The organism is Micromonospora echinofusca (assembly GCF_017614955.1).
Taxonomy (GTDB): Bacteria; Actinomycetota; Actinomycetes; order Mycobacteriales; family Micromonosporaceae; genus Micromonospora; species Micromonospora echinofusca_A.
Map to the genome: position 1 here is coordinate 1 of NZ_WVUH01000277.1, position 9,732 is coordinate 9,732.

General features: G+C 73.4%; 10 protein-coding genes and 1 tRNA gene. 6 read left to right on the forward strand and 5 right to left on the reverse strand.

Annotated features, from left to right (window positions below):
- Positions 1–65: 65 nt before the first annotated feature.
- From GSF22_RS25095 to GSF22_RS25110, 4 genes are read right to left on the reverse strand one after another with little or no spacing between them, the layout of a single operon-like run.
- A complete protein-coding gene (locus tag GSF22_RS25095) occupies positions 66–1,283 on the reverse strand; it encodes a hypothetical protein (protein WP_307804301.1) in 1,218 nt (405 codons plus the stop codon).
- Complete coding sequence (locus tag GSF22_RS25100; protein ID WP_208816197.1) at positions 1,280–1,996, reverse strand: DsbA family protein; 717 nt, start codon at positions 1,994–1,996, stop codon at positions 1,280–1,282. Before GSF22_RS25100 ends, GSF22_RS25095 begins: the two co-directional genes overlap by 4 nt.
- Positions 1,989–2,507 carry a MauE/DoxX family redox-associated membrane protein gene (locus GSF22_RS25105; RefSeq protein WP_208816198.1) on the reverse strand — a complete coding sequence of 173 codons (519 nt, stop codon included), beginning with the start codon at positions 2,505–2,507 and terminating at the stop codon, positions 1,989–1,991. Before GSF22_RS25105 ends, GSF22_RS25100 begins: the two co-directional genes overlap by 8 nt.
- Positions 2,508–2,550: 43 nt before the next feature.
- Positions 2,551–3,144, reverse strand: a complete 594-nt coding sequence (locus tag GSF22_RS25110; RefSeq protein WP_307804302.1) for a sigma-70 family RNA polymerase sigma factor — start codon at positions 3,142–3,144, stop codon at positions 2,551–2,553.
- A 118-nt stretch (positions 3,145–3,262) separates the two neighbouring features.
- Between GSF22_RS25110 and GSF22_RS25115 the strand changes: the two genes are divergently transcribed.
- The 4 genes from GSF22_RS25115 to GSF22_RS25130 all read left to right on the forward strand — a co-directional run bounded on the left by GSF22_RS25115 (position 3,263) and on the right by GSF22_RS25130 (position 7,287).
- The gene (locus tag GSF22_RS25115; protein WP_208816200.1) at positions 3,263–3,916 is read left to right on the forward strand and encodes a zf-HC2 domain-containing protein; all 654 of its coding nucleotides are present in this window, start codon (positions 3,263–3,265) and stop codon (positions 3,914–3,916) included.
- A 125-nt stretch (positions 3,917–4,041) separates the two neighbouring features.
- A complete protein-coding gene (locus GSF22_RS25120; RefSeq protein WP_208816206.1) occupies positions 4,042–5,706 on the forward strand; it encodes a copper resistance CopC/CopD family protein in 1,665 nt (554 codons plus the stop codon).
- Positions 5,707–5,747: 41 nt separating this feature from the next.
- On the forward strand, positions 5,748–6,494 hold the full coding sequence (locus GSF22_RS25125) for a YcnI family copper-binding membrane protein (protein WP_208816201.1): 747 nt from the start codon (positions 5,748–5,750) through the stop codon (positions 6,492–6,494).
- Positions 6,495–6,597: 103 nt separating this feature from the next.
- Positions 6,598–7,287, forward strand: a complete 690-nt coding sequence (locus GSF22_RS25130; RefSeq protein WP_208816202.1) for a hypothetical protein — start codon at positions 6,598–6,600, stop codon at positions 7,285–7,287.
- A 279-nt stretch (positions 7,288–7,566) separates the two neighbouring features.
- On the opposite strand, the gene GSF22_RS25135 is transcribed toward GSF22_RS25130, so the two are convergent.
- Positions 7,567–8,823: a glycosyltransferase family 87 protein gene (locus tag GSF22_RS25135; protein ID WP_208816203.1), complete on the reverse strand. Its 1,257-nt coding sequence runs from the start codon at positions 8,821–8,823 to the stop codon at positions 7,567–7,569.
- 73 nt (positions 8,824–8,896) lie between these two features.
- Between GSF22_RS25135 and orn the strand changes: the two genes are divergently transcribed.
- Positions 8,897–9,487 carry an oligoribonuclease gene (gene orn, locus GSF22_RS25140; protein WP_208816204.1) on the forward strand — a complete coding sequence of 197 codons (591 nt, stop codon included), beginning with the start codon at positions 8,897–8,899 and terminating at the stop codon, positions 9,485–9,487.
- Between the two features lie 100 nt (positions 9,488–9,587).
- Positions 9,588–9,663, forward strand: a tRNA-His gene (locus GSF22_RS25145).
- The last annotated feature ends 69 nt before the right edge of the window (positions 9,664–9,732 follow it).

A 9,732-nucleotide genomic window follows, 5' to 3' on the forward strand; every position in this document is an offset into this window, starting at 1 on the left:
CGACACCTCGCCCCGCCCGCGCCCGTCACGTCGATCATGGACTTGTGGTGCCCTGTTTGAGGTGATTATTCCCCTTTGTCACCCACCACCACCCCATGATCGACAGGGGCAGGGGTGGGGTGTCGACGGCTCACCCGCGCCGTGCTCCGGAGCCGGAGCGCCCCGGCGGCGGCCACCCCGGCGCCGAGCAGCACGGTCGACGCGATCACCAACCGGGCCGACTGTGCCGGCCAGGGCACCGGGGCCACCGCGCGGGCCAGTACCGCCGCGTTGGACACCCCGGCGAAGAGCGCCAGGCAGATCCCGGCCAGCGCCACCGCGAAGTCCGCCGCCGGACGGCGGACCAGCGCGTACCCACCGGCGGCGAGCGCTCCGAGACCGGTGAGCAACGGCCAGATCCCGGTGGTGAACAGGCCCCCGAGCAGCCCGGTCAGCCCGTCGGCACCCGCGTCGACCTCCCGCGCCACCGCGAAGGAGACGGCGGCCAGCCCACCCACGGCGGACAGGGCGCCGAGTGTGCTCATCGCCCGCCGGCCGGCGCGGGTACCCGCCGGCAGCAGCCCCAGCGTCCCGACGGCGAGGACACCGAGCAGGATGCCCGCCCACCAGGTGTACGGGTCGGGTGGCGGTACCCAGTCCAGGGTGCCCCGGATCTCCCCGACGGTGTCGCCGTCGCGTACCGGGATCGCCCAGTCCCGGATCCGGTGTTCCCGGCCCGGGTCGGCGCGTACCACCGCCGGCGGTGCCGACTCCCGCCACTGGATGCGCTGGTCGTGCCAGCGGGCGACGGGCTCGGTGGCGATCCGGTTCCACTGTGGCGGCTGGGTCGGGCCGGCGCCGGCCGGTACCGGGGTGTCCCCGTCCAGGGTGCGGTTGAGGTACGTCGCCGGGGAGTTGACGTTCTCGTACACCCCGTCGGGGCGTACCTCCAGGTACGGCTCGCCCTGGTAGCCGAGCACCACCACGGTCCGCCCGCCGGTGCTGGTCAGCTCCAGACGGGCGCCCGCCTCGATGGTGCGTACCGTCAGGCCGGGCCGGTCGGGGGCGACCCCGGTGACCTCGGTCCGGTAGTCGGTGGCGGCCGGCGCGTCCGCGCCGTGCGCCCAGGCGGGTGCCGCCGGGGCGAGGACGGCCACCGCGACGGCCGGGCCGAGTAGCAGTCGACCGAATCGGGCCGGGCCGAGTAGCAGTCGACCGAATCGGGCCGGGCGGGGCAGCGGCCGACGGGACCGTGTCGGGCCGGGCAGTACCGGGGCAGCCCGCCGGAGCGAGGGTACGGTCACTTGCCGGCTGCCTCCACGGCGGCCCGGAGCCCCTCCGGGCTGCGGTCGGCGACCTGCTGGCCGTTCACCAGGATGGTCGGCGTACCGCTGATCCCGGCCTTGCTGGCCTCCTCGGTGACGTGCTCGGTCCACGCCTTGAAGGTGCCCTCACGCAGGCAGGAGGCGAACCCGTCCCGGTCGAGGCCGACCCCGGCGGCGATGTCGACCAGCTGGTCGTCGCTGAGCCCGGCGCCGCCCTCCGGTGGCTGCTTCTCGAACAGCGCCTTCGCGTACTCGCGGTACTTCCCGCCCTCCGCCGCGCAGCCGGACGCGGCCGAGGACCGGGTGGAGTACTTCGTGGTGGAGAACCGGTCGAGGTACGCGACCGGGTGGTAGACCACCCGGACCTTGCCCTCGCTGATGAGCTGGTCGATGGTCGCCCCGCTGGCCTGCTCGAACTGCTGACAGGCCGGGCAGATGAAGTCCTCGTAGATGTCCACGGTGACCGGGCCGGAGCCGGCGACGACCCCGGTGCCGGCGTCGTTGGCCCCGGTGGGCGCGGTGTACCCGTCGGAACGCTGGGACGAGTAGATGCTCCAGCCGATCAGCCCGGCGATGACCAGCACCGCCACCGCCGCGACCGAGGTCCAGAGGGTGCGCTTGCGGCGCCGTTCCCGGGCGAGCTGCTCGCGGACCACCCGGGCGGCCTCGTTGCGGCCCTTGCGACTACTCATCCACGTCCTCCAGCGTGTTCTCCCCGGCCAGCGCCCCGTCGACCGACAGGGGGGTGCGTGGCCAGATCAGCAGGAACCCGGCGAGTGCCAGGAACCCGAGGTCCCGGAGGATCTCCGGGCCGTAGTTCGGGCTCTGCCCGGCGGCCAGCTGTCCGCCGCTGCCGAAGCAGCCGCAGTCGATCGACAGGCCGCGTGACCAGGCCGAGGCGATGCCGGCGACGAAGACCACCAGCAGCGCCGCGGAGAACCCGGCGGCGAGCCGGGTGGCGAGGCCGAGCAGCAGGAGTACGCCGAGGGCGAGCTCCACGAACGGCAGGGCCGCACCGACCACGGTCGCGACGTCGTACGGCAGGATCTGGTACGCGTTCACGGCGCGACCGGAGGCGGCCAGGTCACCGACCTTCGTGCCGCCCGCGACGAGCCAGACGGTGGCCAGCCCGAGCCGGGCGGCGACGCCCAGCCAGGGGCGGACGGTGGGCCAGCGGGCGGCCCGCTCACTCGACAGGGTCACGGCTGTTTGTCGTTCCGTCCGTCCGGTTGGTTCCGGCGGACCCTCAACTGGCGAGTGCGTCACCGACGGCGTCCACGAGTTCGGCGCGGGCCCGGGCCACCCGGGACCGGATGGTGCCCACCGGCACCCCTTCGACCTGCGCTGCCTCGGCGTAGGACAGGCCGAGCACCTGGGTCAGCACGAACGCCTCCCGCCGGTCGGCGGGCAGCCGGCGCAGCAGGTCGGCCGCGCCGAGGTGACCGGCCGGGTCGGGGTGCGGGTGGTCGGTGTGGGCCTGCGCGGCGAGCCGGGCGTCGAGCCGCCGACGGCGGACCACGGTGCGCAGGTGGTCGGCGCAGACCCGGCGGGTGATGCCGAGCAGCCAGGTACGTGCGCTGGACCGGCCCTCGAACGAGCCGAGGGCGCGGAACGCCCGCAGGTACGTCTCCTGGGTGAGATCGTCCGCGCTGTCCGGGTCGACCAGGGCGGCGGCGAACCGCCACACCTCGGCCTGAGTGCCCCGGACGAACGCCGCCTGGGCCACCGGGTCCCCGTCCCGGGCGGCCATCGCCCAGTAGGTGGACGACTCGGGCGCGGCCGGGGCCGCACCGTCGGGCGGGCCGGCCGCGTCGCCGAGATCACGCTGCGCGGGGATCACGGAAACCCAGGTTACGCGCGTGGTCATCGAACGGGAGGGCCGTTGGTCCCTTCCATGTCGTACGCCACTGGTCGCGATCCGTGGGAACTTTTCCCGGTTCCCGGTCGACTACCTCCCCATGACATGCGACGACGTACGCGCGGCGCTGTCGGCGCGGCTGGACGGTGAGGATCCGGGGGCGCCGGGGGCGGTGCTGGACGCGCACACCGACACCTGCCCGGGTTGCCGGTCCTGGCTGGCCCGGGCGGAGCAGGTCACCCGGGCGGTGCGGGTGCAGGCGGTGGCCGTACCCGATCTGACCGCCGCCGTGCTGGCGGCGGTGACCGCGGACCCGCAGGCCCGCCCGGTGCCGGCGCAGACCCACCGGGCCGCGTTGCGGGCCCGCCGGCAGGTGCTCCGGGTGGCGGTGGCGGTGGCCGCCGTCGCCCAGCTCGCGGTGGCCCTGCCGATCCTGCTGGCCGGGCTGGGCGTGGCTCCCGACCCGCACACCAGCCGGGAGATGGCGTCGTTCGACGTGGCGCTCGCGGTCGGGTTCGCGCTGGCCGCCTACCGGCCGGAACGGGCCCAGGCGTTCGTGCCGGTGGCCATGGTGCTGGCCGTCTGCCTGGCGGCCACCAGCACCGTCGACATCGTGAACTCGACCACCGCGCTGATGCACGAGCTGGGTCACCTGGCCGCCGTGGTGCAGGCCGGGCTGCTCTGGGCGTTGGGCCGGGTCAGCCGGGAGCTGGACGGCCCGGCGCGGGTCGTCGCGGCGGCGGGGCGCGGATGACCGTGCGGGTGGGCGGTGACCGACGCGGCCGGACGGCCCTGCGGGCGGGCGCCCGCCCGCTGCGGCGGCGTGGCGACGCGGCGTCGCTGACAGATACTCGCGGAGTTGCCGACCGGTCGGCGAGCATGGTCGCCATGACTGTTGCGGGACATCCCTGGTGGGTCCGGGTGGGCGCCGGCCTCGGTGCGCTGATGGTGGCGTTCGCCCTGCTGGTGGTCCCGGCGTCGCCGGCTGCCGCGCACGCGGTACTGGTCAGCAGCAGTCCGGTGGCGAACGCGGTGGTGCCGGCGGCGCCCGCCGAGGTGGTGCTCACCTTCAGCGAACCGGTCCGTAAGGTGCCCGGCCGGATCCGGGTGATCGCCCCGGACGGTTCCCGGGTGGACCGGGGGGAACCCTCCTTCGAGGGGTCCGTGGTCACCATCGAGGTCGACCCGTCCGGCCCGCGCGGCACCTACCTGGTCAGCTACCGGGTGATCTCCGCGGACAGCCATCCGCTGCCGGGCGCCTACACGTACTCGGTGGGCGCACCCTCCGCCCCGCCGACGGACTCCGGCGGCGACGGCGGCGACCGGGTCAACACGGTGGTCGACCGGGCCGTCAAGGTCGTCAAGTACCTGAGCTACACCGGGCTGCTCCTGCTGGTCGGCCCGGTGCTGGTGCTCAGCCTGCTCTGGCCGAGGCGGTTGTCCCGGACCGGGGCGATCCGGCTGGCCTGGACCGGGTACGCGGTGCTCGTGGTCGCCACGATCGGCGCGATCGTGCTCCAGGCCCCGTACACCGCCGGTGGTGGGCTGCTCGACGTGACCGGCAGCGGCATCCGGGACGTGCTGGGCAGTTCGTACGGTGCCGCGCACCTGGTCCGGCTCGGTCTGCTGGCCGCCGGGGCGTTCCTGCTCTGGCCGGTACTGGCCGGCACGGGCGGCCGGTCGGACCGGATGATCCTGGCCGTGCTGGGGGCGGCGCTGCTGTTCACCTGGCCGGTGGCCGGGCATCCGGCGGTCTCCCCGGCACCGGCGGTGTCGGTGGTGGTCGACGCGGTCCACCTGGGCGGCATGGCCGTCTGGATAGGCGGGCTGGCCATGCTCGGTGGGTTCCTGCTGCGGCTGGCCGACGACCGGGAACTCGGCGCCATCATGCCGATCTGGTCCCGGTGGGCGGCGTTCGCGGTCGGCGCGCTGGTACTCGCCGGCACGGTCGGTGCACTGATCGAGGTGGGCAGTGTGGAGGCGCTGCTGGACACCACGTACGGCCGGTTGCTGCTGGCCAAGCTGGGGCTGTTCGTGGTGGCGATGGTGGGTGCGGTGGTGGCCCGGCAGATGCTGCACCGGCAGGAACCGGCGCGGCGGCCGGCGCGCCGGGCGGTCTGGGTGGAACTGGCGGTCGCCGCGGTGGTGCTGGGTGTGTCGGCGACCCTGGTGCAGACCACGCCGGCCCGGACCGCGGTGACCGACGTCGCCGGGATCGAGGCCACCTACTACTCGGCCAGCATGACCAGTTCGCTCTACAACCTGCAGATGGAGATGGACCCGGCGGAGCGGGGCAACAACACCATCCACGTGTACGCGTACACGCCGGACAACAAGCCGCTGCCGGTGCTGGAGTGGTCGGCGACCGCCGCGTTGCCGGCGGAGGGGATCGAACCGTTGGAGATCCCGCTGCTGCCGTTGACCGACAACCACGCCACCGGGGAGATCAACCTGCCGACGGCAGGGGAGTGGCAGTTCCGGTTCACCCTCCGGATCTCCGACATCGATCAGGCCACGGTCACCACCACCGTCCCGGTCAAGTAGTCCCTGACCCACCCGCTCACCTCACCAGGAAGGCTCTGCGAATGTCCCGTCACCGGCGTACCGCTCCCGTGGCGGCGGTCCTGGCGCTCGGCGCCGCGCTGACCGCCGTGCTCGGCTTCGCCGCCCCGGCCGCCGCCCACGTCTCGGTCGACCCGAAGGAGGCGACCCAGGGCGGGTACGGCCGGTTCGCGTTCCGGGTGCCGAACGAGAGCGACACGGCCTCGACCACGAAGGTGGAGGTGGTGCTGCCGGAGAACGCGCCGGTCGGGTCGGTCTCCACCATGCCGGTGCCCGGCTGGACGGTCAGTGTGCAGAAGCGCACGGTCGACCCGCCGGTGGAGGTGCACGGTACGCCGTTGACCGAGGTGGTCTCCCGGATCGTCTGGACCGCGTCGGCGGGTGCCGGCGTCAAGCCGGGCGAGTTCCAGGAGTTCCCGGTCTCGTTGGGTCCGCTGCCGAAGGTCGACCGGATGGTCTTCAAGGCACTCCAGACCTACTCGGACGGGAACGTGGTGCGCTGGATCGAGGAGCCGCCGGCCGCCGGTGGCGAGGAACCGGCGAACCCCGCCCCGGTGCTCGTCCTGGCCCCGGAGGGCGAGGGCGGCACGGCGCCGTCGGCTGCGGCCACGGTGGCGGCAGCTGCCGCTGCGGACCGGGGGGACAGTGCCGGGGGCGGGGACTCCGGGACGCTGCTCGGTGCGGCCGGGCTGGCCGCCGGGCTGGCCGGGTTCGTGCTCGGTGGCGCCGCGTACGCCCGTACCCGCCGGCAACCCGCCGGCACCGACTGACCTCCCCGCAGTCGACGCCCCGCTTCGGGCGATATTCCGTGGTTGCACCATTTCGGTGGGTAAGGTCGTCGGGGTCACCACGGCCTGAAGGGGAATGACACGGATGCGGTTCGTACGCGCGATCGCCGGAGCACTGCTGTTGACGGTGGCGCTGCCGGTGGGACTGTTCGGTGCACTGCTGGCGAGCGACAGCGGGCGGCGGAACCCCGGCGGGCCGTACCGGATGACCGTCGAGATCGCCGGTCTGCCCGGCTGGTCGGGCTGGCTGCTGCTCGGCGCGGGCGCCGCACTGACCCTGCTCGCCGTCGGGCTGGCGGTACGCCCCGTCCGCCCACCGGTACCGCCCCGGGAGGTGGTGCTCGTGGTGGAACCGGCCCAGGTGCCACTGCTCGCGGACCGGTTCGGACTACCCACCCTCGACGGCGTCGGCCGGTCCGCCGACGAGCCGTTGACGGCGGTGCCGCCCGTACCGGCGGAGGCGGGCCCACCGCCGGGCGGGCCGGCGGCTCCGGTACGACCGAAGCCGGCCGTACCGGCGGAGGTGGCCGGTGGGACGGCGGGGTCCGGGGTGCTCTCCCGGCCCGGCCCGGTCCGGCCGCCGGTTCCGCTCCGGTTGGCCTGGCCGACGGCCCGTCCGTTCCAGGAGGGCCGGCCGGTGTCCCACCCGCCGGTACCGGTGTCGAAGAACGGGCGCCGGGCCGCGTCGGCCGGCTCCGGCGCGGCGGAGCGGGACCCCGGCCGACGCCGGACCAGCTTCCGCTCCACCGGCAAGCACCTGCGTGACCGCCCCTGACGGCGGCCAGCGCGACGGGACGGCGGGTCGGCCGGACCGGCGCCACCCGGTGGGTCGGCCGGACCGGCGCCACCCGGTGGGGACACGGCGAGTGGCCCTCCGTGCTGCCGACACGGAGGGCCACTCTCACCGGGGGATCGGTGCGACCGAAGCGGTACCTGCCTTCGGCGGTTGATGCCAGATTAGCGTTTCATGTGAAAGATGGGGAGCTGTGTCCATTTGGCGCAACTTCCCGGTAGTGTCGACGGGGTGGTCAGCCCCGCTGCGGTGGGCGGGCGGCTACCGTACCGCCTCCGGCGCGGCATCCTTGCGGACCGGTAGGGCGACCAGCAACACCAGGGCAGCCAGTACGTAGGTGTTCCGCAGGACGAACTCGACCGGCGAATCGGTCCGCTCGACCGCCACCCCCCAGTCGTAGAACGAGACCACCCCGTAGGTGATCACCAGGTAGAGCAGGGCGGCCCCGGCGAGCAGCCGGGTACGGCGCCGACCCGTGACCTCCCCCGGGCCGGGCCGGGCCGACAGCGCGGCGTCCACCAGCACCACCAGCGCCGGGACGAACCAGTACACGTGATGCGTCCAGGTGATCGGACTGACCAGTGCGCCCACCAGCCCGGTCAGGGCCAGCCCGGCCACCTCGTCCCCGGCCCGGGCGGCAGCCGCCGCCCGCCACAGCCCGTACCCGGTCACCAGCGCCACCAGCAGCAGCCACAACAGCGGATCCGGCCGGTCCGGCGCGGTGAACCGGCTGAGCAACCCGAACAGCGACTGGTTGCCGGTGTAGTCGGTGCGACCCACCCGCCCGGTCGACCAGAGTTCGTGGGTCCAGAACCGCCACGAGTCGGCCGGGGCCACCGCCGCCGCCAGCAGCGTCGCGACGGCGGCCGTCGCCGAGGCCACCGCCGCCGCCCGCCACCGCCGGGCAGCCAGCAGGTAGACGACGAAGATGCCCGGATAGAGCTTGAGCGCCGTCGCCAGGCCGACGCCCACCCCGGCCCAGCGCGACCCCCGGGGTACGGCGAACAGCAGGTCGGCCAGGATCAGCACGACCAGCAGCATGTTGATCTGCCCGAAGGTGATCGTCTCGCGGGTGCTCTCGACGGCGAGTACCCCGACGACCGCCACGGCGAAGGCGAACCAGCGGGGCAGGGCGTGCCGCTCCACCACCGGACGGATCAGCCACCAGGTGGTCGCCACCACCGCGACCACCGTCAGCGCGGTGAAGATGGCGACGGTGACGCCCAGCGGCAGGACGGCGAACGGGCGCAGCAGCAGGGCGGTGAACGGGGGATAGGTGAAGTACAACTCACCCTGCACCCGATCGGGCTGCACGTAGTCGTAGAGCGGGTTCCCGGCGGCCCACCAGTCCATCGCCCGCATGTAGATCTTCAGGTCGAAGAAGTCGTGGACGAGTCCGGGCAGGTAGAGCGCGGGTAGCACGGCGACCAACGCCACCACCGTGACCAGACGGCGGACGGTACGCCCGTCCGGTTCGTCCTCGACGATGGTCGTCGGCAGGGTGGGATCGGCTGGCACGGGGAAACCCTAGCGGTCTGATCTGCCCATGCTGGTGAGGCGCGGGGGCATGGGCTGCGCGTAGTCTGTCCCGGTGGCTGATCTTCTCGTCTGGGTCGACTGTGAGATGACCGGGTTGGACCTCGGCCGGGATGCGCTGATCGAGGTCGCCGCGCTCGTCACGGACTCCGATCTCAACGTGCTCGGCGACGGGGTGGACGTGGTCATCCACGCCGACGACGAGGTGCTCGCCGGGATGCCGGAGATCGTCCGGACGATGCACGCCAAGTCCGGGCTGACCGAGGAGGTCCGGCGCTCGACGGTGACCCTGGCCGAGGCCGAGGACCTGGTCATGGAGTACGTCACCAGCTACGTCAAGGACCCGCGCACCGCCCCGCTCTGCGGCAACTCGATCGCCACCGACCGGGGCTTCATCACCCGGGACATGCCCCGGCTCGACGCGCACCTGCACTACCGGATGGTCGACGTCTCCTCGATCAAGGAGCTGTGCCGGCGCTGGTACCCCCGGGTCTACTTCGGGCAACCAGCCAAGGGGCTGGCCCACCGGGCCCTGGCCGACGTCCGGGAGAGCATCCGGGAGCTGGAGTACTACCGGCGGACCGTCTTCGTACCCCTGCCGGGGCCGGACGTGGACGCGGCGAAGGCGATCGCTGCGGAGTTGTGACGCGGCAGGACCGAACCCGGTCGACGCGGGGTCCGGTCGTATGGCTATCATTGGTCGGCGCCCCGCCCGGGGGAGAAAAATTCCGGGCGTGGACGGCATGGTGGCTGTAGCTCAGTTGGCAGAGCACCGGGTTGTGGTCCCGGGTGTCGTGGGTTCAAATCCCATCAGTCACCCCAGGTTCTACCTAGGGTCAGGGTCGGCATAGCGCCGGCCCTGACCTTTTTCGGCCTGGTTCGGGGGCGGGG

Bases quoted from the DNA above. Each gene is read 5' to 3' on its own strand.
- GSF22_RS25100 (WP_208816197.1), bottom strand. From the start codon at position 1,996: ATGAGTAGTCGCAAGGGCCGCAACGAGGCCGCCCGGGTGGTCCGCGAG.
- GSF22_RS25115 (WP_208816200.1), top strand. From the start codon at position 3,263: ATGACATGCGACGACGTACGCGCGGCGCTGTCGGCGCGGCTGGACGGT.
- GSF22_RS25120 (WP_208816206.1), top strand. From the start codon at position 4,042: ATGGTCGCCATGACTGTTGCGGGACATCCCTGGTGGGTCCGGGTGGGC.
- GSF22_RS25125 (WP_208816201.1), top strand. From the start codon at position 5,748: ATGTCCCGTCACCGGCGTACCGCTCCCGTGGCGGCGGTCCTGGCGCTC.
- GSF22_RS25130 (WP_208816202.1), top strand. From the start codon at position 6,598: ATGCGGTTCGTACGCGCGATCGCCGGAGCACTGCTGTTGACGGTGGCG.